Origin of the sequence: Pseudomonas shahriarae, from assembly GCF_014268455.2 — a bacterium.
Classification (GTDB): domain Bacteria; phylum Pseudomonadota; class Gammaproteobacteria; order Pseudomonadales; family Pseudomonadaceae; genus Aquipseudomonas; species Aquipseudomonas shahriarae.
This window is the reverse complement of sequence record NZ_CP077085.1, coordinates 5,955,478-5,977,493: the sequence shown is the minus strand read 5'-3', so window position 1 is coordinate 5,977,493 and position 22,016 is coordinate 5,955,478. Positions and strand designations below refer to the sequence as shown.

Here is a 22,016-nt window from a genome sequence, read left to right as displayed (position 1 = left end):
TGCGGTGTTAGCGTCCTAGTTTGCCGGGATCGTAACCGATAGCCGTTGATACCGGTCAAATGAATACCGTTAGGCGTTAACGCAAGGCCATTACCGCCGCCCATTGCTGGGCCGTCACCGGCATCACCGACAAACGACTGCCTTTTTGCACCAGCGGCAGTTCGGCCAGGGCCGTCTGTTGCTTGAGGTAGCCCAGCCCGAGAACGTTGGGGAAGGTCTCGACATGCGCCACTGTAATGGCGCTCCATGGATTTTTTTCCGGGGTGGCCTTGGCATCGAAGTAATGGCTGTCAGCTTCCAGCGCTGTCGGGTCCGGATAAGCCGCCTCAATGATTTTCCCTACACCGGCAATCCCCGGTTCGGGGCAACTGGAGTGGTAAAAGAAGAACGCGTCACCCACGGCCATGGCCCGCAGGAAGTTGCGTGCCTGGTAATTGCGCACGCCATCCCAGCGCGCCTCGCCGAGTTTCTCCAGGCCCTTGATGGACAGCTCATCGGGCTCGGACTTCATCAGCCAATAGGCCATGGTTTTGCTCCTTTGCAGGGAATTGGGCAGGTTGTCTGTCAATTTCATGACAAACCGACGGTCGGTTGACGTCAAGGTTTGCGTGTTGGTTCACGTTACCGCAGAATGCCGGGATTTTAAGCTTGACGCAGCTGGAACGGACTACTTTGGAACGTTGCTGTCATCGTGTGTGATAGGCCTGAAGGGGGGCAATCGATGAAACGCAAACCGGATTTACTATGGATTTTGGTTATTTTGTTCGGTCTGGGCGTCGTGACCACCGGGTATGCGCAAAGCCTGTGGTCGAACAAGACCGAAGCCCCGGTTGAATTTGCACAGCAGCAGCCACAAACCTTCAAGCGTTGATGCTATTTCGGCGCCGTTGATTCCAGCGGCGTCCCCTCTGCGATATACCACTTCTTATCGGTAACGGTGCCATTCAACGGCACGTCCCAGCTGGCCTGTGCCAGTCGTTCGACTTTCTGACATTCATGGGCCAGGCCCAGCAGCGTCGGCTTGCGCCACGACGAGCGGCGCGCCAGGTACGCCAGGCTGCGATCGTAAAAGCCGCCGCCCATGCCCAGCCGCCCGCCCGCATCATCGAAACCCACCAATGGCAGCAGCACCAGGTCCAGTGCCCAGACCTTGCGCTGGCGCCCGATATTGACCTGTGGCTCAAGAATGCCGAAGCGATTGGGCGCAAGTTTTTCCCGGGGACGTACCCGTTGGAACACCATCTTGGTCCGTGGCCAGGCGCTGAGCACCGGCAGGTAGGTGGCCTTGCCCCGGCGCTGGGCAGCGCGCAGCAGCAAGCGCGGATCGATTTCGCCATCCGTTGGTAGGTATAAAGCAATATGTTTGGCCCGGCGAAACAGCGGGTGCTGTGCCAGTTGCCGATACAGGCCAAGAGCTGCCTGGCGCTGCTCGCCCGGCGTCAGGGCGCGGCGGGCATTGCGCAACATGCGTCGAAGTTGCGGACGGGAAAGCGGCGCAGGTTCGGTCATGGTGTTCGGCTCATAAAACAATGCCAGTCCGGGGACTGGCATTGAGTTTGGGAATTCAGGCTCCCCGACAGAACCGCTGTCGACTAAGCCCTTGAACCCGAAAGTTCAAGGTGGAAGAAGCAGTAGGCTTTAAGGCTTTCCGTCTAGCGGACATGCACACCAGCCCAACGTGCAACTTCCAGGGTAGTGCGAATCGGCTCCGGGACATCGCCGACTGGCAAGCACGCCAGGGAGTGGGGCGAGTATACCCCAAACAGACTCGGCAATCAGCCCTTGGGTACGTCTGAATCGCTGGAAAGCACCAGATCCACACGTTCCAGCAGGTCACGCACCTGCTCGCGTGTCGAGCCGCTGGCCTGTACGTCAGGGCGCTCCTGCTTATGCAGCAAATCGTGGGTAATGTTCAGGGCGGCCATCACGGCGATACGGTCGGCACCGATGACTTTGCCGCTGCTGCGGATTTCACGCATCTTGCCATCCAGGTAGCGGGCGGCGCTCACCAGGTTGCTGCGCTCTTCCTGGGGGCAGATGATCGAATACTCTTTGTCGAGAATCTGCACGGTGACGCTATTGCTTGAACTCATGAGTCTTGCTCCAGGGCCTTCAGGCGCGAAATCATCGACTCGACCTTACGCCGGGCGATTTCGTTTTTTTCAATGAGGTGAGCGCGTTCCTCGCGCCAGGTCTTTTCCTGAGCTAATAGGAGTCCGTTTTGACTCTTTAGTTGCTCGACCCGGGTAATTAGCAATTCGAGTCTGGCCATCAGCGCTTGCAAGTCGGCGTCTTCCATAGGGTTCCACTGGATTTGTCTGATGAATGGCAACTGCAGGATAAACGATCTGACGCCCTTGATAGTCGGGTGCGTCTGCCGGTGCTAGGATACAGCGCTTCATTCTAGACATCGCGCCGCCTGGCGCCTAGCTCATCATGCCTATTCAGAATTCCCCGTACGACGCTTTTTCCAAACTGCTGAGCTCCAGCGGTCACCCTTGCTCGCCTGCCGAACTGCATGGCGTGCTGCTGGGCCGTAGCTGCACCGGTGTCGGCTTTGACGCCGACAACTGGCTGGCCGACGTCGCCGAGCTGCTGGAAACCGAGCCTACCGAAAACGTGCGCAACGCGTTGATCGGCTTGCAAGAAATGGTTAAAGGCGAGCTGACCGGTGATGACGTCACCGTAGTCCTGCTGCTGCCAACCGATGATGCGCCGCTCACCGAGCGTGCTGCTGCACTGGGTCAATGGTGCCAGGGCTTCCTCCATGGCTTTGGCGTGAACGCCGGCGGCCTGGAGTTGAGCACCGACGCCAAGGAAGTGTTGCAGGACCTGGCAGCCATCTCCCAGGTGCAAGACGCCCTGGAAGAGTCCGAAGACGGCGAAGGCGACTATATGGAAGTCATGGAATACCTGCGCGTCGCGCCGCTGCTGCTGTTCACCGAGACCAAAAAGTCTGCTGAACCCGCAGCAGTCAAGCCGTCGCTGCACTAAGAGAGGGAACCCACCTGCCCATGATCCATATCCCCAAAGCGGAATACACCCGCCGCCGCAAGGCGCTCATGGCGCAGATGGAACCCAACAGCATCGCGATCCTGCCGGCCGCCGCCGTGGCGATCCGCAACCGCGATGTCGAACACGTCTACCGCCAGGACAGCGACTTCCAGTACCTGAGCGGCTTCCCCGAGCCCCAGGCAGTGATTGTGTTGATGCCTGGGCGCATTCACGGCGAGTACGTGCTGTTCTGCCGTGAACGCAATGCCGAGCGCGAATTGTGGGACGGCCTGCGCGCCGGTACCGAAGGCGCGATTCGCGAATACGGCGCCGACGATGCCTTCCCGATCACCGATATCGACGACATCCTGCCCGGCCTGATCGAAGGTCGCGACCGGGTGTATTCGGCCATGGGCAGCAATGCCGAGTTCGACCGGCACCTGATGGAGTGGATCAACGTGATCCGCTCCAAGGCGCACCTCGGTGCGCAGCCGCCGAACGAATTCGTTGCCCTGGATCATCTGCTGCACGACATGCGCCTGTATAAATCCGCCGCAGAAGTGAAGGTCATGCGCGAAGCCGCACGGATTTCCTGCGCGGCCCATATCCGGGCAATGCAGGCCAGCCGCCCGGGGTTGCATGAATTCAGCCTGGAAGCCGAGCTGGACTACGAGTTCCGCCGGGGCGGGGCGAAGATGCCGGCCTATGGCTCCATCGTCGCTTCGGGGCGCAACAGCTGCATCCTGCACTACCAGCAGAATGATGCGGTGCTCAAGGACGGTGACCTGGTGCTGATCGACGCCGGTTGTGAAATCGACTGCTATGCCAGCGATATCACCCGTACCTGGCCGGTCAACGGCAAGTTTTCCGCCGAGCAGAAGGCGATCTACGAAGTGGTGCTGGCCTCCCAGGAAGCCGCCTTTGCGCAGATCGCGCCGAACAAACACTGGAACCAGGCCCATGAGGCGACGGTGCACGTCATCACCGCCGGGCTGGTGAAGCTGGGCTTGTTGCAAGGTGAGGTGGACGAGTTGATCGCCAGCGAAGCCTACAAGGCGTTCTATATGCACCGCGCCGGGCACTGGCTGGGCATGGATGTGCATGATGTGGGCGAGTACAAGGTCGGCGGCGAGTGGCGGGTGCTGGAAGTGGGCATGGCCCTGACCGTGGAGCCGGGCATCTACATTGCCCCGGATAACCAGAATGTGGCAAAGAAATGGCGTGGCATAGGCGTGCGCATCGAGGATGACGTGGTGGTGACCAAGCAAGGCTGTGAAATTCTGACCGGTGGCGTGCCCAAGACCGTGGCCGAGATTGAAGCACTGATGGCGGCCGCCCGATGAGCCGGGTCAACCTGGCGATTATCGGTGGCGGCCTGGTGGGCGCCAGCTTGGCGCTGGCGTTGCAGGCCGGGGCCAAGGCTCGCGGTTGGAAGATCGTGCTGATCGAACCCTTTGCCCCCGGCGACAGCTACCAGCCGAGCTACGACGCACGTTCCTCGGCACTGTCCTTTGGCGCGCGACAGATCTACCAGCGCCTGGGTGTGTGGCAAGACATTTCCCGGCGCGCCGAGCCGATCAAGCAGATCCATGTTTCCGACCGTGGGCGCTTCTCTACCGCGCGCTTGTCGGCGCTCGAAGAGGGCGTACCGGCCCTGGGCTATGTGGTGGAAAACGCCTGGCTCGGGCAGTGCCTGTGGCAAGGCCTGGACAAGGACGTGATCAGTTGGCGTTGCCCTGCAGAAGTCAGCCGCATGGAACCGCTGGCCGACGGCTACCGCCTGACCCTCAACGATGAAACTGTCATCGAGTGCGATCTCGCGGTACTGGCCGATGGTGGCCGCTCCGGCCTGCGCGAGCAGTTGGGCATTGGCGTCAAGCAACGGCCTTACAACCAGAGCGCCCTGATCGCCAACATCACCCCCAGCGAAGCCCATAACGGCGAGGCTTTCGAGCGTTTCACCGACGAAGGCCCGATGGCCTTGCTGCCGCTGGCAGACAACCGTTGCGCACTGGTCTGGACCCGCGTCGGCATGGACGCCCAGCGCTTGGCGCAACTGGATGAACGCAGTTTTCTCAGCGAGTTGCAGGGCGTGTTTGGTTATCGCCTGGGCACCTTGAAACAGGTTGGCGCGCGCCACTTGTATCCGCTGACCCTGGTGGAGGCCGAGGAGCAAGTGCGCTCGCACCTGGTGATCCTCGGCAACGCGGCCCACAGCTTGCACCCGATTGCCGGCCAGGGTTTCAATCTGTCGCTGCGCGATGCCTATGCGCTGGCCGAGGCCCTGTTGGCCGGGCCGCAAGTGCCGGGTGACCTGGCGACCTTGCAGGCCTACCGCGAACGCCAGCGCCTGGACCAGCAGTTGACCGTGGGCTTTTCCGACCAGGTCACCCGCCTGTTTGGCAGCGGCCAGCCGCTGGTCGCCATGGGCCGCAACCTCGGCCTGCTGGGCCTGGACCTGTTGCCGCCGGCCAAGCGCTGGTTCGCCCGGCAGGCCATGGGCCTGGGCACGCGTCCCGATGCGTAAGTGGCTGACGGAGCGCCTGGGCAAGGCGCGGTTGTTGCGCTGGATCATGACCCTGTATCCGCCGTATCTGGGCGCAGGCGTCCGTGTGCAGCACATGAGCGCTGATTTTCGTCAGGTGAAGGTGCGCATGGGCCTGGGCTGGTACAACCGCAATTACGTCGGTACGCAATTTGGCGGCAGCCTGTACTCGATGGTCGACCCGTTCTACATGCTGATGCTGATGGAGAACCTGGGGCGCGACTACATCGTCTGGGACAAGGCCGCGACCATTGATTTCATCTCGCCGGGCAAAGGCCCGGTGTTTGCCGAATTCTCCATCGACCAGGCCTTGCTCGATGAGGTGCGACGGCAGACCGAGGGCGGCGAGAAATACTTGCCGCACCTCAAGGTGCAGATTCACGACGGCTCCGGCACCCTGGTGGCGCGAGTCGACAAAACCCTTTACGTGCGGCGCAAGCCGCCAGCGAGACAGGCATAAAGCATGGACATGCGCGCAGATGTGCTGATTGTCGGGGCCGGAATGGTCGGAAGCGCCCTGGCGCTGGCGTTGCAGGGCAGTGGCCTGCAGGTGCTGCTGCTCGACGGCAGCCCAATGAGCGTCAAGCCATTCGACGCCGATGCGCCGTTTGAACCGCGGGTGAGCGCCTTGTCGGCCGCCAGCCAGCGCATCCTCGACCGCCTGGGTGTGTGGGATGGCATCGCCAGCCGCCGCGCCAGCCCCTACGGCGAGATGCAGGTGTGGGATGGCAGCGGCACCGGGCAGATCCACTTTTCGGCGGCCAGTGTGCATGCCGAGGTGCTGGGGCATATCGTCGAAAACCGCGTGGTCCAGGACGCCCTGCTTGAGCGCCTGCACGACTGCGACCTGGGCCTGCTGGCCAATGCACGCCTGGAGCAGATGCGCCGCTCCGGCGATGACTGGCTGCTGACCCTGGCCGATGGCCGCACTTTGCGCGCGCCGCTGGTGATCGCCGCCGACGGCGCCAACTCGGCTGTGCGTCGCCTGACCGGCACCGCCACCCGCGAATGGGATTACCTGCACCACGCCATCGTCACCAGCGTACGCAGCAGCCAGCCGCACCAGCGTACCGCCTGGCAGCGCTTCACCGACCATGGTCCGCTGGCGTTCCTGCCGCTGGTACGAGATGGCCAGGAAGATTGGTGCTCGATCGTCTGGTCGACCACGCCAAGTGAGTCCGAACGCCTGATGGCCCTGGACGACGACAGCTTCTGCCGCGAACTGGAGCGCGCTTTTGAAGGGCGCCTCGGCAGCGTGGTCAGCGCCGACCCGCGTCTGTGCGTACCGCTGCGCCAGCGCCACGCCAAGCGCTACGTCGCCGAAGGCCTGGCGCTGATTGGTGATGCTGCCCACGTTATCCACCCATTGGCGGGGCAGGGGGTGAATCTGGGGTTCCTCGATGCCGCCGTGTTGGCCGAGGTGCTGCTAAAGGCGTGCGAGCGCGGTGAGCACTTGGCGGATGTGAAGGTGCTCAGTCGCTACGAGCGTCGACGCATGCCGCACAACCTGGCGCTGATGGCGGCGATGGAGGGCTTTGAACGGTTGTTCCAGGCTGACCAGTTGCCATTGCGCTGGTTGCGCAATGCGGGGCTGAAGATGGTCGACCAGATGCCCGAGGCCAAGGCGCTGTTTGTGCGCCAGGCATTGGGCTTGACCGGAGACCTGCCGGATCTGGCCAAGGCCTGAGGCCTTCTGTCGCACCTTAAATGGCATTCGTGCAACATCTCGTAACTCCTCCGGCCAGTGTTCGGTTGAGATGCTAAATGTGAGTCCTTATCATTTGCGCTCACTTTTCCTACGAGAGACCGCACCTATGTTGGCACCCAAGCGCCTCCTGACTGCCCTGGCACTCACCCTTATCGCCAGCACCACCGCCCAGGCGGCTGACGAAGTGGTGGTCTACTCCTCTCGTATCGACGAGTTGATCAAGCCGGTGTTCGACGCCTACACCAAGAAAACCGGGGTGCAGGTGAAGTTCATCACCGACAAGGAAGCGCCGCTGATGCAGCGCATCAAGGCCGAAGGCCAGAACGCCACCGCCGACCTGCTGCTGACCGTCGATGCTGGCAACCTCTGGCAAGCCGAGCAGATGGGCATCCTGCAGCCGTTCACCTCCAAGGTGATCGACGCCAACATCCCTGCGCAATATCGCGCTTCCAGCCACGCCTGGACCGGCTTGAGCCTGCGGGCGCGGACCATCGCGTACTCCACCGACCGCGTGAAACCGGCAGAGCTGACCACCTACGAAGCCCTGGCTGACAAGCAATGGGAAGGCCGCCTGTGCCTGCGCACCGCTAAAAAGGTCTACAACCAGTCGCTGACCGCCACCCTGATCGAGACCCATGGCGCAGAAAAGACCGAAGAACTCATTAAGGGCTGGGTCAATAACCTGTCCACCGATGTCTTCTCCGATGACGTCGCGGTATTGCAGGCAATCAACGCCGGGCAGTGCGACGTGGGGATCGTTAACACTTACTACTACGGCCGCCTGCACAAGCAGGACCCGAAGCTGGCAGTCAAATTGTTCTGGCCGAACCAGGGCGATCGTGGCGTGCACGTCAACCTGTCGGGCATTGGCCTGACCAAGTACGCCCCGCACCCGGAAGCCGCCAAGGCTCTGGTGGAGTGGATGACTACGCCTGAGGCGCAGAAGATCTTTGCCGACGTCAACCAGGAGTTCCCGGCCAACCCGGCGGTAGAACCCTCGGCTGAAGTGGCGAGCTGGGGCAAGTTCAAGGCTGACACCCTGCCGGTGGAAGTGGCGGGCAAGCGCCAGGCCGAGGCGATTCGCCTGATGGATCGTGCGGGCTGGAACTGAGTACAATTTGTAGGACGCCGCAGTTCTAGTGTGGGAGCGGCTTGTGTGGGAGCTGGCTTGCCTGCGATAGCATCACCCCGGTATCGCTGATAAACCGAGGTGTCTGCATCGCAGGCAAACCAGCTCCCACACAAGCCCGCTCCCACAGTGCTTTGTGCAGGTTTCCACATCATCCACTGCTTGAGAATTCCTTTTGGCCCACCCCGCCCAACGCCGCTGGTACCTGCCAGTCTTCACTGTCGCCGCCCTGGTGCTGCTGCCGTTGAGCGTGTTGTTGCTGTCCTGGCAAAGCATCGACACGCAAATCTGGTCGCACCTGTGGGACACCCAGATGCCGCGTCTGCTGGGCAACACCTTGACCCTGGTGCTGGGCGTCGGGGTCGGTGTAACGGTGCTGGGCGTGAGCCTGGCGTGGCTGACCAGCCTCTGTGAGTTCCCCGGCCGGCGTTGGCTGGACTGGGCGTTGATGCTGCCGTTTGCCATCCCGGCCTATGTCCTGGCGTTTGTCTTCGTCGGCCTGCTGGACTTCTCCGGGCCGGTACAAACCCTGCTGCGCGAGTGGTTCGGCACGGGCCTGCGCCTGCCGCGCGTGCGCTCCACCAGTGGCGTGATCATCGTGCTGGTGCTGGTGTTCTATCCCTACGTCTACCTGCTGGCGCGCACCGCCTTTCTGGCCCAGGGCAAGGGGTTGATGGAAGCGGCGCGGGTGTTGGGCCAATCACCCTGGCAGGCGTTCTGGCGGGTGGCCCTGCCCATGGCGCGCCCGGCCATCGGCGCCGGCGTGGCCCTGGCGTTGATGGAAACCCTGGCGGATTTCGGCGCGGTGTCGGTGTTCAATTTCGACACGTTCACCACCGCCATCTACAAGACCTGGTATGGCTTTTTCAGCCTGTCCAGCGCCGCGCAACTGGCGAGCCTGCTGCTGTTGGTGGTGATGCTGGTGCTCTACGGCGAGCGCCGGGCCCGTGGCGCCAGCCGCCCGAGCAACGAGCGACCGCGGGGCAAGGCGCTCTATCACCTGAGTGGCTTCAAGGCCGCCGCCGCCACTGGCTGGTGCGCCCTGGTGTTTGCCTGCGCCTTTGTCATCCCGATGCTTCAGTTGCTGGCCTGGTTCTGGCAGCGCGGGCGTTTCGACCTCGATGAGCGCTACGCCGGGCTGATCATGCATACCCTTTACCTGGGTGGCATGGCCGCGTTGATCACAGTGAGCGTGGCGTTGCTGCTGGCGTTTGCCAACCGCCTGGCGCCAACCCGCGCCATCCGCGCCGGGGTCAGCCTGGGCAACCTGGGCTACGCCTTGCCGGGTTCGGTATTGGCGGTGTCGATCATGCTGGCGTTCAGCTATTTGGATCGCGAGTTGGTGATCCCTGTGTCCAGTTGGCTGGGCGGTGCTGGCAAACCGTTGCTGTTGGGCAGCCTGTCGGCGCTGCTGATGGCCTATCTGGTGCGCTTCCTGGCCGTGGCCTACGGTCCACTGGAAAACAGCCTGGCGCGCATCCGCCCGTCCTTGCCGGAAGCAGCGCGCAGCCTGGGGGTCAGTGGGCCACGACTGTTTTGCAAAGTGTATCTGCCACTGTTGTTGCCCGGCACCTTGAGCGCCGCGCTGCTGGTGTTTGTCGATGTGCTCAAGGAAATGCCCGCGACCCTGCTGATGCGCCCGTTCGGCTGGGATACGCTGGCGGTACGCATCTTTGAGATGACCAGCGAAGGCGAGTGGGCGCGCGCCTCCTTGCCCGCCCTGACCCTGGTGTTGGTCGGCCTGTTGCCGGTCATCGGCTTGATCCGACGTTCGGCGCGACGAATCGGTTAGGTGTCAGTCCTACGGCTTGAGGCTACAATGCGCGGCATTCGGTGCGGCCCGTCTTTCGGGTTGGGTTGCTGATTGTGGCTGCAAGCCTTGTATTTCAAGGTGTGTAGCCCGAACAGCAACCGTCCGCACCTTCGCCACGCCCGGAAGGAGAAACCCATGGGACAGCGTACGCCTCTGTATGACCTGCATCTCGCCCTTGGCGCGAAAATGGTCGATTTTGGCGGTTGGGATATGCCTCTGCACTACGGCTCGCAAGTCGAGGAGCACCATCAGGTGCGCCGTGACTGCGGGGTGTTTGATGTTTCCCACATGACCGTGATCGATATCTCGGGCCTGCAGGCCAGGGAATGGCTGCAGTACCTGTTGGCCAATGATGTCGATCGTTTGCATGGCTGCGGCCATGCGTTGTACAGCGCCATGCTCAACGAGCAGGGCGGGGTGGTGGACGACATGATTGTCTACCGCACCGAAGAGGGTTGTTACCGGCTGGTGGTCAATGCGGCCACCCGCGACCAGGATATCGCCTGGATGCAGAGCCAGTTGGGCAGCTACCAGGTGCTGATGCGCGAACGCCCGGACCTGGCCATGCTGGCGATCCAGGGCCCCCAGGCCCGGCACAAGATTGCCGAGTTGGTCACCCAGTCTCGCGGCGTGTTGATCCAACAGCTCAAGCCTTTCGAGGGGCGTGCCGACGGTGACTGGTTTATCGCGCGCACGGGCTATACCGGCGAAGATGGCCTGGAAATCGTCCTGCCTGCCGATCAGGCCCCGGGTTTTTTCAACGACCTGGTAGGCGCGGGCATCTCGCCCATCGGCCTCGGTGCTCGCGATACCCTGCGCCTGGAGGCCGGCATGAACCTCTACGGCCAGGATATCCACCTGAATGTGTCACCGTTGGCCGCCAACATGGCCTGGAGCATCGCCTGGGAACCCGTCAGCCGCGATTTCATCGGGCGCGCCGCCCTGGAAGCCGAGCGTGCGGCCGGGGTGCAGCTCAAACTGGTAGGCCTGGTGCTGGAAGAACGCGGGGTTTTGCGCGCTCATCAAGTGGTTCGTATCGCCAATGTTGGCGAAGGAGAGATCACCAGTGGTAGTTTCTCTCCTACGCTAAGCAAATCCATTGCCCTGGCGCGTGTACCGATGGCAACCGCCGACCGTGCCGAGGTAGAAATTCGCGGTAAGTGGTACCCGGTGCGAGTGGTCAAACCGACCTTCGTGCGCCATGGTAAAACCTTGATCTAATCTTTTCCGGGCCAATGGCCGCTGACATTTCTTTTTGAGGACACAGACTATGAGCGATATCCCTGCCGCACTACGTTTTGCTGAAAGCCACGAATGGGCACGCCTGGAAGCTGACGGCAGTGTGACCGTCGGGATCTCCGATCACGCCCAGGAAGCATTGGGTGATGTGGTTTTTGTTGAGTTGGCTGAGGTGGGCAAAGTGTTCGCTGCAGGCGACGCAGCAGGCGTTGTGGAGTCGGTGAAGGCTGCTTCGGATATTTATTCGCCAGTGTCGGGCGAAGTGATTGCGGTCAACGAGGCCTTGGCCGATGCCCCTGAGTCGCTCAATGACAAGCCGTACGAGGCCTGGATCTTCAAGGTCAAGCCAAGCAATGCCGCCGAACTGGACAAGCTGCTGGATGCCGCTGGCTATAAAGCCGCCATCGGCGAATAACACCGCCCCCTGCAGGAGCCGGCAAGCCGGCTCCTGCAAAGGTCAGGGCTTGAGCGCCTGCTTCACCGCTGCGACAGCACGCTCCACATCCGCCTTGGTCATCGCTGTAAACATCGGCAACGACACAATCAAACGCCCGACTTTTTCCGCTACCGGGAACATGCCTTCCCTGAATCCCTGTGCCCGATACAAACTCAGCAAGTGGATCGGTGGGTAGTGATAGCCGATGCCCACGCCCTGAGCCTGCATGCGCTCCATAAACGTGGCGCGGGCCGGCAGGCCATCCCCACGCTCAGGCAGTACCAGTTGGAACAGGTGCCAGTTGCTGTTTTCAAAGTCCGCAGGCGGTAATTGTGCGCCGTACGTTGTCTCGAAGTCGCTGCCAAAACACTCGAAATAATGCCGGGCCAGCGCTTGGCGATGGGCAGTTATCTGCTCGATATGGGCAAACTGGCCCAGGCCAATGGCGGCGGCGATATCGGTCATGTTGAACTTGCCGCCCAATACATCCACGTCCAGGCCATCAAACCCGCTGCGGGTCACGCCTTGCAGGCGGTACTTCTCTGCCAGGCGCGCCTCCTCAGCATTGTTCAATACCAGGCAACCGCCTTCGGAACAGGTGATGTTCTTGTTCGCCTGGAAACTGAACGAGACAAAATCCCCGGTGGCGCCAATGCGCTGGCCATCCCAACGGGAGCCCAGCGCCTGGGCGGCATCCTCGATGATCCGCAGACCGTACTTGTTGGCCAGCGCGTAAAGCATCGGCATGTCCAGCGGCAGGCCGGCCAGGTACACCGGGATGATCGCCTTGGTGCGCGGCGTAATAGCCGCTTCCAGTCGGGCCAGGTCGATATTGCGGGTCACCGGATCAATATCGGCAAACACCGGCGTGGCGCCCACCTCCAGAATCACATTGGCCGTTGCCACCCAGGAAATCGGCGTGGTGATCACTTCATCCCCCGGCCCGACACCGGCGATGCGCAAGGCAATCTCCAAGGTGCAGGTGCCGGAGTTGAAGGTGCGTACCGGCCGGCCGCCAAAATATTCCGACAGCTGCGCTTCGAACGCCTGCACCTTGGGCCCGCTGGTGATCCAGCCGGAACGCAACACATCACCGACCGCCGCGATGGTGGCTTCATCAATGGTAGGTTTTGAAAACGGCAGGAAGGGCAGTTGGCTCATGACGTTGAAGGCATCCGTTTTAAGAAGAACTAAGAATAAAAGCTCATATCAACCCCGGCATCGTCGCACGGGGCAACTGAATATAGCCTGTCGTCCGTGAACGAATCGTCGAACGACGAGCGCAAAAAAGCCGCTTCATAAGCGGCTTTTTTGCGTGTCGTGTATTACTCGGCGGCGATGGCGTTCTTCGCCAGGATGGCGTTGGCCAGTTCCATGTCAGTGGCCTTCAGGCCGGGGTTGTCGGCACGCACTTTCTGCATGGCGGCTTCCAGGTAAGGGCCACGGATGCCGCCGTCGCTGGCGACGAAGCTACCGGCGTCGTCCTGGGCGGCGACTACCAGCTTGTGGTCCTTGAAGGTCAGGTACGTGGAGCCGGTGGTGGCGCCGGACGAGATGACATTACGCCAGAAGCTGTCGGCCATGGCCGATCCAACTGGGAGAGAGAGCACGGCGAGGGTGGCGACAGCATATTTGAGACGCATGATGGGTGACTCCGACTGGGTTATCTGAACGGTTTGATTGTAGATAACCCAGCCTAGTTCCATGACTGACTAAACAGTTTCGATCCGTAAAATCACGCCGTCCTGACCAATCACCCGTACTTGAGCCCCTGCAGGCGCATCGGGGCCGGTGACCATCCAGACGCCGTCACCGACCTTGATCTTGCCCCGGCCGTCGATAATTGCCTGATGCACCACAAAGGTGCGGCCAACCAGCTCCGATCCGCGCATATTCAGCCCTGGCTGGTCGCTGGCCTTGGCACTGCTGCGCTGGCGCTTCCACCAGTACACCGCCGTCAGTATGGACAGCACGGCAAACAGTAGCAGTTGCAGTTCCAGCCCAAGCCCCGGAATCAGGAACTTGAGTACGCCAACGGCCGCCGCCGCGATCCCCATCCACAGCAGATAACCGCCGGCACCAAACACTTCAAGAATCAACAGCACCGTGCCCAGCGCCAGCCAATCCCAGAACGACAGGTGTTGCAGGAATTCCCACATGGTGCCGGCCTCAGGCTTTCTTGTTGTCGAAGGTAGCCTTGACGATTTCGCCGATGCCGCCCACTGCGCCGATGACCTGGCTGGCCTCCAGCGGCATCAGGATCACTTTGCTGTTGTTGGCCGAGGCCAGCTTGCCCAGGGCATCAATGTATTTCTGCGCGACAAAGTAGTTGATGGCCTGCACGTTACCGGTGGCAATCGCTTCCGACACGACCTGCGTAGCGCGGGCTTCCGCCTCGGCCTGACGTTCACGGGCTTCGGATTCGAGGAACGCGGCCTGACGCCCCCCTTCAGCCTCGAGGATCTGCGCCTGTTTCTTGCCTTCAGCGGTCAGGATTGCAGAAGCCCGCAGGCCTTCGGCTTCGAGGATCTGGGCACGCTTGATCCGCTCGGCTTTCATCTGACCGGACATGGCAGCCATCAAGTCGGCAGGCGGGCTGATGTCCTTGATCTCGATACGGGTGATCTTGATGCCCCAGGGAGCAGTGGCTTCATCGACCGTGCGCAGCAGCTTCTCGTTGATGCCGTCGCGCTGGCTGAGCATGGCGTCCAGTTCCATGGAGCCGAGCACCGTACGGATATTGGTTTGCAGCAGGTTGCGGATCGCATGTTCGAGGTTGTTCACCTCGTAGGCCGCCTGGGCGGTGTTCACCACCTGGAAGAAACACACTGCGTCGATCTGCACCGTGGCGTTATCGGCGGTAATCACTTCCTGGGGTGGAATATCCAGCACGCTTTCCATGACGTTGATCTTGCGACCGATGCGGTCCATCACCGGAATGATGATATTCAGGCCCGGCTTGAGCGTATTGGTGTAGCGGCCGAAGCGCTCCACTGTCCACTGGTAGCCCTGGGGTACGACCTTGAAGCCCATGAATAGGATGGCAATGGCCAAGCCTACGAAGAGAAGAAGCACTGTTCCGATCTGCATAACGATTCCTTGTCTGGTGGTGGCGGTAACGCGAGGTCTGTCGATTGTAACGGGCTTGTCGCAGATAAGAACGGTTTACTCGTTCGCAGGCGTGACCCTTAACACTTCTTCCAGGGTGGTCAGCCCCGCCGCAACCTTGTGGGCGCCCGACAATCGCAGGCTGTGCATGCCGCCCTTGAGCGCCTCGCGACGCAATGCCTGCAGATCGGTATCGGCGCTGACCAGGGCCTTCGCCGCGTCATTCATCAGCATGATCTCGTAGACCCCGATGCGTCCACGATAGCCACTTTCCCGACACTCTGCGCATCCGTTGGCCCGGTATACGCTGGCGGGGGGCGGCGTGCAGGACTGGGTGGCGCTGCGCCAATCGTCCTGGTTCAGTGCCACCGGGCTTTTACAGTGCGGGCACAACCGGCGCACCAGACGCTGGGCCATGACCCCAATTAATGTGGCCTTGATCAAGTAATGGGGGATGCCCAGTTCCAGCAGGCGACTGATCGCGCTGGGGGCGTCGTTGGTGTGCAGGGTCGACAGCACCAGGTGGCCGGTCAATGCCGCCTGGATCGCCATTTCAGCGGTTTCCAGGTCGCGGATCTCGCCGATCATGATGATGTCCGGATCCTGGCGCATCAGCGCGCGGATGCCGCTGGCAAAGGTCAGGTCGATATTGTGCTGGACCTGCATCTGGTTGAAGGCGGGCTCCACCATCTCGATCGGATCTTCCACCGTACACAGGTTGACCGTGCGGGTCGCCAGCTGTCGCAGGGTGGTATAGAGCGTGCTGGTCTTGCCTGATCCGGTGGGGCCTGTGACCAGGATGATACCGTTGGCCTGGCCGGTCATATGTTGCCAGCGCTGCAGGTCATCGGCCGACAATCCCAACTGCGGGAAGTCCTGAAGCAGCACCTGGGGATCGAAAATCCGCATCACCAGCTTCTCGCCGAAGGCCGTGGGCAGGGTCGCAAGGCGCAGTTCCACTTCGATACCCGTGGGCGTCTTGGTCTTGACCCGGCCGTCCTGGGGTTTGCGCTTCTCGGCGACATTCATCCGGCCGAGGCTTTTCAGGCGGCTGACCACGGCGGTCGTGACCTGGGGCGGAAACTGATAGACATCGTGCAGCAACCCATCAATACGGAAGCGCACGCGGCCCTGGTCGCCGCCAGGTTCGATATGGATATCGCTGGCGCGCTGGCCAAAGGCAAATTGCAGCAACCAGTCGACAATGTTGACGATGTGCGCATCGTTGGCATCGGGCTCCCGGTCGCCGGCACCCAGGTGCAGCAGTTGTTCGGCAGGGACCGCCGTGGGGGTGGTCTGGTCGGCCCCGCTGACCGACCGGGCCAGCCGGAAGAACTCCTGGGTACAACTGCGGATCGTCTGGGGGTTGGCCAGTACGCGCTTGATCGAGCGTTTCAACACGTGGGCCAGGCCGGCCTCCCACTCTCGCAGGTACGGTTCGGCACTGGCCACCGTCACGCTGTCGCGATCAAGGGCGACGGCAAGGATATGGTGGCGCTGGGCGAAGGCGTGGGACATCAGGGGCACCATGCTTGCTACGTCGATTTTCAGCGGGTCGATGCGCAGATAGGGTTGCCCCACATGACTGGCGAGCCATTGCGTCAGTTGCTCCAGGGACAGCGCCATGCCGGGCCGGGCGGGATCGGGCAGTGACTGGTTGGCAAGCAATTCCAGCGGGTGCAAGCCATTGCCCGGGGTGCGCCGCAAGCGCTCGGCCAGGGCGTTGTCGAGCATGCCGTGGGCGGTGAGGGCGGGCAGCAGTTCGTCGAGGCAAAGCCTGCGATCCTGAAGTTCTGGCGCAGCGGGCATGGTGGTTTCCTGGGCGGTTTCAAGTGGTAGCGCCAAGGCTAGTCCGGTCCTGGTTGCTGTCGCCCCGAGGGTTGTTGCCGCTTTTTACTGCGCCACTGCCTGTACGGTTTGCAGCCTCGTGGATTCAACGGGTTGCAGTTCGAGCGAGCACACGCTGATCAGGTTACGAAGTTTTTCGCCGATCACCTGGGCGCGGTGCCAGCTCAGGCCATCCATCACCACGTCGATGTTCAGCAGGTCTTCGTCGCGTGTCACGCTCACCTGTTGTGGCACCAAAAACTGCAAGGCGAAGTAATTGAGGATCCGACACAGCACATCGGGTTCAGCCTCGGCGAGGATCTGATAGCGCGCCTGGCAATGGCTGTTGCTGACTGCCCAGGCGTCGAGGCGCGTGGCTGGGCTGGCGGGGACTGAATGCATGGCCGTTCTCCGAGTTTGACTGGAGAAATTTTTACATGGGCTGTGGGGTATTTCTTATCTATGTTGGAGTGATATGCCTTATAAATGAATCAGGCAATTCGCAGAATATGGATTGAAAGGTATTTTTATGCACAGTGAGTTGGATATCTACGACCGCCGGATTCTGGCGCTGCTCCAGGAAGACGCATCGCTCTCCAGCGCGCAGATTGCCGAACAGGTCGGCCTGTCGCAGTCGCCCTGCTGGCGACGGATCCAGCGGCTCAAGGAGGAGGGGGTGATTCGAGGCCAGGTGACGTTGCTCGACCGCAAGAAAATCGGCCTTAACACGCAGATCTTTGCCGAGGTCAAACTCAACGCCCACGGGCGTTCCAACTTCACGGAATTCACCGAGGCGATTCGCGGGTTCCCGCAAGTGCTGGAGTGTTATGTGCTGATGGGGTCGGTGGATTTTCTACTGCGCATTGTCACCTCGGATATCGAGGCATATGAGCGTTTCTTCTTCGAGAAACTGTCGATGGTGCCGGGGATACAGGAGGTCAACTCGATTGTGGCACTGTCGGAGATCAAGTCCACTACCAGTCTGCCAGTGTTGCGGTGAGAGGGCGGGTGTCATCGCGGGCAAGCCCACCTTCAAACCGGTCTACTTTAGAAAGCTCGGTCAAATGTGTGTGGGCTTGCCCGCGAAAGCAATCTTACATGCGCAACAAGGTCTTCCAGGCACGGTTCTGATACACCGCAATCACCTGATGCATCCGCGCATCCAGCGACTCATCGGTGATCGGCTGGTTGGCCAGTACCGCCAACTTGTTCAGTTCACCGTACAAGCGATCCAGTTCTGGAACCTCCAGCAGGTGACGGGCATGGTGCAGCCAGGCCTGCAGACGCTCGATGCGCGGCAGTTGCTCGGCCAGGTCTTCCGGCTGTTGCTGGTAGCGCGGCAGGCGCAGGGCGACGGCTTCGTCGGCCAGCAGACGTGGCAGCCAGTTGGCGACCTGGGCCGCACCTTGGCGGTTGCCGCGCACATTGCGCTCCAGGGTCCAGGTGCGGGCCAGCAGCCAGCGGGACGTGTTCAGTGAGAACAGGCCCCAGCGCACGTCGGTCAATTCTTCGAGGAACTGTTCCGGCGCGGCCTTGCGCACGTCTTCATCGTCTTCACCGGCCTGGACCAGCGGGCGCCAGTCTTCCAGCAGGGCGTCGAGGGCGCTGCGCAGTTCGCTGGTGGATTGGCGTGGCGCGGCCTGGCCAAGGCTGCCGATCAGGGCGCGCATTTCGGCGAGGTTGTCTACCCAGTCCTGCAACAGGCGCCAGTGCCCGTTGAAACGGTACTGTTCGGCCAGGCGCTGGCTGCTGCCCAGCAAATGCCAGGTCAGCGCGGCGAAGGCGTCGTCCAGGGGCATTTCTGGTTGCAGTTGCGGGGCCGGCAGGCTCAGGGAATAGCTGTTGGCGTCGAACAGGCGATAACCGCGCTCGGCCTTGCTGATATCGCAGGGCATCAGCGCCAGGGTCTGGGCCAGTTCGGCAGCCAGTTCCAGCAGGGCGGCAGGTTCGCCTTCGCGCAGCTCCAGCTCCAGCTCGCAGATTTCTTCCTTCTGCTTGCCGGCAATCACATGGCCCAGGTCCAGGGCGGCTTCGATCACCACCTTGGCCTTGCCACGGCCCCAGGCGATCTCGGCACGTTCACGCACGAAGTCGGTGGTGAAGATCGGCTTGAGGGTCTTTTTGTCCAGCTCGGCCAGTTGCTCGGGCCAGCATTCGCCGTCGAGTTTTTTCACGTCGAGCTTGGCCTTGGCCAGTTTCCAGTCGTATTCATTACGCTCCGACAAGCCGGCAACGCTGTGGCCGCGGGTCTTGAGGGTCTGGATCACTTCGTCGCCATCCTTGCGCAGGCGCAGGGCAACCTTGGCCTGGGCCAGGTCGCGCTCGGGGGTGTCGAAGTACTGGTTCATCAACTCACGGCGTTCCCAGCCACTTTTGTTGCGTTTTTTCAGGAGCGGGTGCTCACGCAGCGCGGCGAGGGTCTCGCGACTGACGCGGAGCTTGATTTCGGTTTCTTTTTGCATGGCCGGAACATCCAGGATCGGGAGTGCAGCCGGGAGAATAGGTGGCTGCCAAGGTCGTGCAGTGTACAGGACTGAGCCGGGCAACGTGCCGCAACGGGTTTATTGTGCAGCGCAGATGGTTCTATGATGGGTTTCATCTGTGGAAGTTGAGAGACAGCGCATGCCTTTACCGTCCATGAAAGAACAATTTGCCGCCCTGATTGCCGCGCCCTCTGTCAGTTGTACCCAAGCGTCTCTCGACCAGACCAACCGCCCGGTGATCGACTTGCTTGCCACCTGGCTCGGCGACCTGGGTTTTGCCTGCGATATCCAGCAAGTCAGCCCCGGCAAATTCAACCTGTTGGCCAGCTTCGGCAGCGGCCCCGGTGGCCTGGTGCTGGCGGGGCACAGCGATACGGTGCCGTACGATGAAGCGCTGTGGCAGACCGATCCGCTGAAGCTGACGGAAGTCGACGGCCGTTGGGTAGGGCTGGGTAGCTGCGACATGAAGGGGTTTTTCGCGCTGGCCATCGAAGCGGTCCTGCCGCTGTTGGATCAACCGTTCAAGCAGCCGCTGCTGATTCTCGCCACCTGTGATGAAGAAAGCTCCATGGCCGGCGCCCGCGCCCTGGCTGCAGCCGGACGCCCGCTGGGGCGTGCCGCGGTGATTGGCGAGCCCACAGGCCTCAAGCCGATCCGCCTGCACAAAGGCGTGATGATGGAACGCATTGATATCCTCGGCCGCAGCGGCCATTCGTCGGACCCGAGCCTGGGCCACAGCGCCCTCGAAGCCATGCATGACGCCATGGGCGAGCTGCGCGGCCTGCGCCTGGCCTGGCAACGGGAGTACCGCAACCCACAGTTCAGTGTGCCCCAGCCGACCTTGAATTTCGGCTGCATCCACGGTGGCGATAACCCCAATCGCATTTGCGGCCAGTGCTCCCTGGAGTTCGACCTGCGGCCCTTGCCCGGCATGGATCCCCAGGTGTTGCGCGAGGCCATCCGCCAGAAACTGCGGCCCATCGCCGAGCGCCATCAGGTGCAGATCGACTACGCGCCGCTGTTCCCCGAAGTACCGCCCTTCGAGCAGCCTGAAGACGCCGAACTGGTGCGGGTCGCGGAACGATTGACCGGTCATCGTGCCGAAGCAGTAGCGTTCGGCACTGAAGCGCCTTATCTTCAGCGCCTTGGTTGTGAAACCCTGGTACTCGGCCCTGGGGACATCGCCTGCGCCCACCAGCCGGGCGAGTACCTTGAAATGTCACGCTTGACGCCTACAGTGCGTCTATTGCGGGAATTGATTGAACATTACTGCCTCAAGCCTGCATAAATTAACCCCATTGCATCCCGTACTTAAAAGGAGAGCGAGCGTGTCGCCAAGCCTGTTCCGACGATAACCATCAGCCCGCTGTGCGTTTAGCGATTCATCCTTTTTTGGCTGCTTTTTATTACAGGCCCAGGTTTTATGCCCGAATACGTCAATTGGCTTCGCCACGCTTCGCCCTACATCAATGCCCACCGTGACTGCACCTTTGTGGTCATGCTGCCGGGTGATGGTGTGGATCACCCCAACTTCGGCAATATCGTCCATGACCTGGTGCTGCTGCACAGCCTCGGCGTGCGCCTGGTACTGGTGCATGGTTCGCGCCCGCAAATCGAAACCCGCCTCGCCGCTCGCGGCCTGACCCCGCATTACCACGATGGGATGCGCATCACCGATGCCGCGACCCTGGAGTGCGTGATCGACGCGGTCGGCCACCTGCGTATCGCTATCGAAGCGCGGCTGTCCATGGACATGGCGTCCTCGCCGATGCAGGGCTCGCGCCTGCGGGTGGCCAGCGGCAACCTGGTGACCGCGCGGCCTATCGGCGTGCTGGACGGCATCGACTACCACCACACCGGCGAAGTGCGCCGGGTCGACCGCAAGGGTATCAACCGCCTGCTCGACGAACGCTCCATTGTCGTCCTGTCGCCCCTGGGCTATTCGCCGACCGGGGAGATTTTCAACCTGGCCTGTGAAGATGTGGCCACCCGCGCCGCCATCGACCTGGGCGCCGACAAGCTGCTGCTGTTTGGCGCAGACCTGGGCCTGATCGACGAAAACGGCCGGCTGGTGCGCGAACTGCGCCCGCAACAAGTACCGGTGCACCTGCAGCGCCTGGGCAACAATTACCAGGCCGAACTGCTGGATGCGGCGGCCGAGGCCTGTCGTGGGGGCGTGGGGCGCAGCCATATCGTCAGTTATGTCGAGGACGGTGCGCTGTTGACCGAGCTTTTTACCCGCGACGGCGGCGGTACCCTGGTGGCCCAGGAGCAGTTCGAACTGGTGCGTGAGGCGGCGATTGAAGATGTCGGCGGCTTGCTGGACCTGATCAGCCCACTGGAAGAACAGGGCATTCTGGTACGCCGCTCCCGGGAAGTGCTGGAGCGGGAAATCGAGCAATTCAGCGTAGTGGAACGCGAAGGCATGATCATCGCCTGCGCTGCGCTGTACCCGATTGCCGACTCGGATGCTGGCGAACTGGCGTGCCTGGCGGTCAATCCGGAGTATCGCCATGGCGGCCGTGGCGATGAGCTGTTGGAGCGCATCGAAACCCGCGCCCGCACCCAAGGCTTGAAGACCTTGTTCGTGCTGACGACCCGCACCGCCCACTGGTTCCGCGAGCGCGGCTTTGTGCCGAGCAGCGTGGATCGCCTGCCGTCGGCGCGGGCCTCGTTGTACAACTTCCAGCGTAACTCGAAGATCTTCGAAAAGACCCTGTAAACACGGTATTCG

24 protein-coding genes and 1 other RNA gene are annotated in these 22,016 nt (G+C 61.8%); 13 read left to right on the top strand and 12 right to left on the bottom strand.

The window, feature by feature from the left end:
- Nucleotides 1–76: 76 nt before the first annotated feature.
- On the bottom strand, nt 77–526 hold the full coding sequence (locus HU773_RS26940; protein WP_057960942.1) for an EVE domain-containing protein: 450 nt from the start codon (nt 524–526) through the stop codon (nt 77–79).
- 195 nt (nt 527–721) lie between these two features.
- On the opposite strand from HU773_RS26940, the gene HU773_RS26935 reads away from it, so the two are divergent.
- Nucleotides 722–871 (top strand): hypothetical protein, encoded by a 150-nt coding sequence (locus tag HU773_RS26935; RefSeq protein WP_143110453.1) that lies wholly within the window; start codon nt 722–724, stop codon nt 869–871.
- A 2-nt stretch (nt 872–873) separates the two neighbouring features.
- On the opposite strand, the gene HU773_RS26930 is transcribed toward HU773_RS26935, so the two are convergent.
- The 4 genes from HU773_RS26930 to HU773_RS26915 all read right to left on the bottom strand — a co-directional run bounded on the left by HU773_RS26930 (nt 874) and on the right by HU773_RS26915 (nt 2,299).
- A complete protein-coding gene (locus HU773_RS26930) occupies nt 874–1,509 on the bottom strand; it encodes a 5-formyltetrahydrofolate cyclo-ligase (RefSeq protein ID WP_057960941.1) in 636 nt (211 codons plus the stop codon).
- Nucleotides 1,510–1,566: 57 nt separating this feature from the next.
- Nucleotides 1,567–1,745, bottom strand: a non-coding RNA gene (gene ssrS / locus HU773_RS26925) — 6S RNA.
- Between the two features lie 30 nt (nt 1,746–1,775).
- Nucleotides 1,776–2,093 (bottom strand): cell division protein ZapA, encoded by a 318-nt coding sequence (locus HU773_RS26920; RefSeq protein WP_053127819.1) that lies wholly within the window; start codon nt 2,091–2,093, stop codon nt 1,776–1,778.
- Nucleotides 2,090–2,299, bottom strand: coding sequence for a TIGR02449 family protein (locus HU773_RS26915; RefSeq protein WP_057440444.1), 210 nt, complete (start codon nt 2,297–2,299; stop codon nt 2,090–2,092). The genes HU773_RS26920 and HU773_RS26915 overlap by 4 nt, the downstream gene beginning before the upstream one ends.
- Before the next feature lie 137 nt (nt 2,300–2,436).
- Here HU773_RS26915 and HU773_RS26910 point away from each other — a divergent pair, with 137 nt between their 5' ends.
- The 9 genes from HU773_RS26910 (at nt 2,437) to gcvH (ending at nt 11,843) form a co-directional block, all read left to right on the top strand.
- Nucleotides 2,437–2,994, top strand: coding sequence for a YecA/YgfB family protein (locus HU773_RS26910; RefSeq protein WP_057440443.1), 558 nt, complete (start codon nt 2,437–2,439; stop codon nt 2,992–2,994).
- Nucleotides 2,995–3,014: 20 nt separating this feature from the next.
- Complete coding sequence (gene pepP / locus HU773_RS26905; protein ID WP_057960940.1) at nt 3,015–4,337, top strand: Xaa-Pro aminopeptidase; 1,323 nt, start codon at nt 3,015–3,017, stop codon at nt 4,335–4,337.
- Nucleotides 4,334–5,521: a 2-octaprenyl-6-methoxyphenyl hydroxylase gene (gene ubiH, locus HU773_RS26900; RefSeq protein ID WP_057960939.1), complete on the top strand. Its 1,188-nt coding sequence runs from the start codon at nt 4,334–4,336 to the stop codon at nt 5,519–5,521. The genes pepP and ubiH overlap by 4 nt, the downstream gene beginning before the upstream one ends.
- Nucleotides 5,514–5,999: a DUF4442 domain-containing protein gene (locus tag HU773_RS26895; RefSeq protein ID WP_057444198.1), complete on the top strand. Its 486-nt coding sequence runs from the start codon at nt 5,514–5,516 to the stop codon at nt 5,997–5,999. The genes ubiH and HU773_RS26895 overlap by 8 nt, the downstream gene beginning before the upstream one ends.
- Before the next feature lie 9 nt (nt 6,000–6,008).
- Complete coding sequence (locus HU773_RS26890) at nt 6,009–7,226, top strand: 2-octaprenyl-3-methyl-6-methoxy-1,4-benzoquinol hydroxylase (RefSeq protein ID WP_164844859.1); 1,218 nt, start codon at nt 6,009–6,011, stop codon at nt 7,224–7,226.
- Nucleotides 7,227–7,353: 127 nt separating this feature from the next.
- Nucleotides 7,354–8,358 carry an extracellular solute-binding protein gene (locus HU773_RS26885; RefSeq protein WP_057440441.1) on the top strand — a complete coding sequence of 335 codons (1,005 nt, stop codon included), beginning with the start codon at nt 7,354–7,356 and terminating at the stop codon, nt 8,356–8,358.
- 193 nt (nt 8,359–8,551) lie between these two features.
- Nucleotides 8,552–10,168, top strand: a complete 1,617-nt coding sequence (locus tag HU773_RS26880; RefSeq protein ID WP_186624979.1) for an ABC transporter permease — start codon at nt 8,552–8,554, stop codon at nt 10,166–10,168.
- A gap of 156 nt (nt 10,169–10,324) precedes the next feature.
- Complete coding sequence (gene gcvT / locus HU773_RS26875; protein WP_186624978.1) at nt 10,325–11,410, top strand: glycine cleavage system aminomethyltransferase GcvT; 1,086 nt, start codon at nt 10,325–10,327, stop codon at nt 11,408–11,410.
- 49 nt (nt 11,411–11,459) lie between these two features.
- The gene (gcvH, locus tag HU773_RS26870; RefSeq protein ID WP_057440440.1) at nt 11,460–11,843 is read left to right on the top strand and encodes a glycine cleavage system protein GcvH; all 384 of its coding nucleotides are present in this window, start codon (nt 11,460–11,462) and stop codon (nt 11,841–11,843) included.
- Nucleotides 11,844–11,885: 42 nt separating this feature from the next.
- Here gcvH and HU773_RS26865 read toward each other — a convergent pair whose 3' ends face one another.
- The 6 genes from HU773_RS26865 to HU773_RS26840 all read right to left on the bottom strand — a co-directional run bounded on the left by HU773_RS26865 (nt 11,886) and on the right by HU773_RS26840 (nt 17,201).
- Nucleotides 11,886–13,025, bottom strand: a complete 1,140-nt coding sequence (locus tag HU773_RS26865) for a DegT/DnrJ/EryC1/StrS family aminotransferase (RefSeq protein WP_186624977.1) — start codon at nt 13,023–13,025, stop codon at nt 11,886–11,888.
- 164 nt (nt 13,026–13,189) lie between these two features.
- On the bottom strand, nt 13,190–13,507 hold the full coding sequence (locus HU773_RS26860) for a DUF2388 domain-containing protein (RefSeq protein ID WP_057440438.1): 318 nt from the start codon (nt 13,505–13,507) through the stop codon (nt 13,190–13,192).
- A gap of 69 nt (nt 13,508–13,576) precedes the next feature.
- Nucleotides 13,577–14,023 (bottom strand): NfeD family protein, encoded by a 447-nt coding sequence (locus HU773_RS26855; protein ID WP_120734313.1) that lies wholly within the window; start codon nt 14,021–14,023, stop codon nt 13,577–13,579.
- Between the two features lie 10 nt (nt 14,024–14,033).
- A complete protein-coding gene (locus HU773_RS26850) occupies nt 14,034–14,954 on the bottom strand; it encodes an SPFH domain-containing protein (protein ID WP_027608388.1) in 921 nt (306 codons plus the stop codon).
- Nucleotides 14,955–15,029: 75 nt separating this feature from the next.
- A complete protein-coding gene (tfpB, locus tag HU773_RS26845) occupies nt 15,030–16,781 on the bottom strand; it encodes a type IV pilus assembly ATPase TfpB (RefSeq protein ID WP_186624976.1) in 1,752 nt (583 codons plus the stop codon).
- Nucleotides 16,782–16,865: 84 nt separating this feature from the next.
- Complete coding sequence (locus HU773_RS26840) at nt 16,866–17,201, bottom strand: ACT-like domain-containing protein (RefSeq protein ID WP_057960933.1); 336 nt, start codon at nt 17,199–17,201, stop codon at nt 16,866–16,868.
- A gap of 127 nt (nt 17,202–17,328) precedes the next feature.
- Between HU773_RS26840 and HU773_RS26835 the strand changes: the two genes are divergently transcribed.
- Nucleotides 17,329–17,799, top strand: coding sequence for an Lrp/AsnC family transcriptional regulator (locus HU773_RS26835; protein ID WP_057440435.1), 471 nt, complete (start codon nt 17,329–17,331; stop codon nt 17,797–17,799).
- Nucleotides 17,800–17,893: 94 nt separating this feature from the next.
- Here HU773_RS26835 and HU773_RS26830 read toward each other — a convergent pair whose 3' ends face one another.
- On the bottom strand, nt 17,894–19,261 hold the full coding sequence (locus HU773_RS26830) for a CYTH domain-containing protein (protein ID WP_120734311.1): 1,368 nt from the start codon (nt 19,259–19,261) through the stop codon (nt 17,894–17,896).
- 160 nt (nt 19,262–19,421) lie between these two features.
- Here HU773_RS26830 and argE point away from each other — a divergent pair, with 160 nt between their 5' ends.
- Together argE and argA are read left to right on the top strand one after the other, a co-directional pair.
- Nucleotides 19,422–20,570: an acetylornithine deacetylase gene (gene argE / locus HU773_RS26825; protein ID WP_169960088.1), complete on the top strand. Its 1,149-nt coding sequence runs from the start codon at nt 19,422–19,424 to the stop codon at nt 20,568–20,570.
- Between the two features lie 135 nt (nt 20,571–20,705).
- The gene (gene argA, locus HU773_RS26820) at nt 20,706–22,004 is read left to right on the top strand and encodes an amino-acid N-acetyltransferase (RefSeq protein WP_169989459.1); all 1,299 of its coding nucleotides are present in this window, start codon (nt 20,706–20,708) and stop codon (nt 22,002–22,004) included.
- Nucleotides 22,005–22,016: the final 12 nt, after the last annotated feature.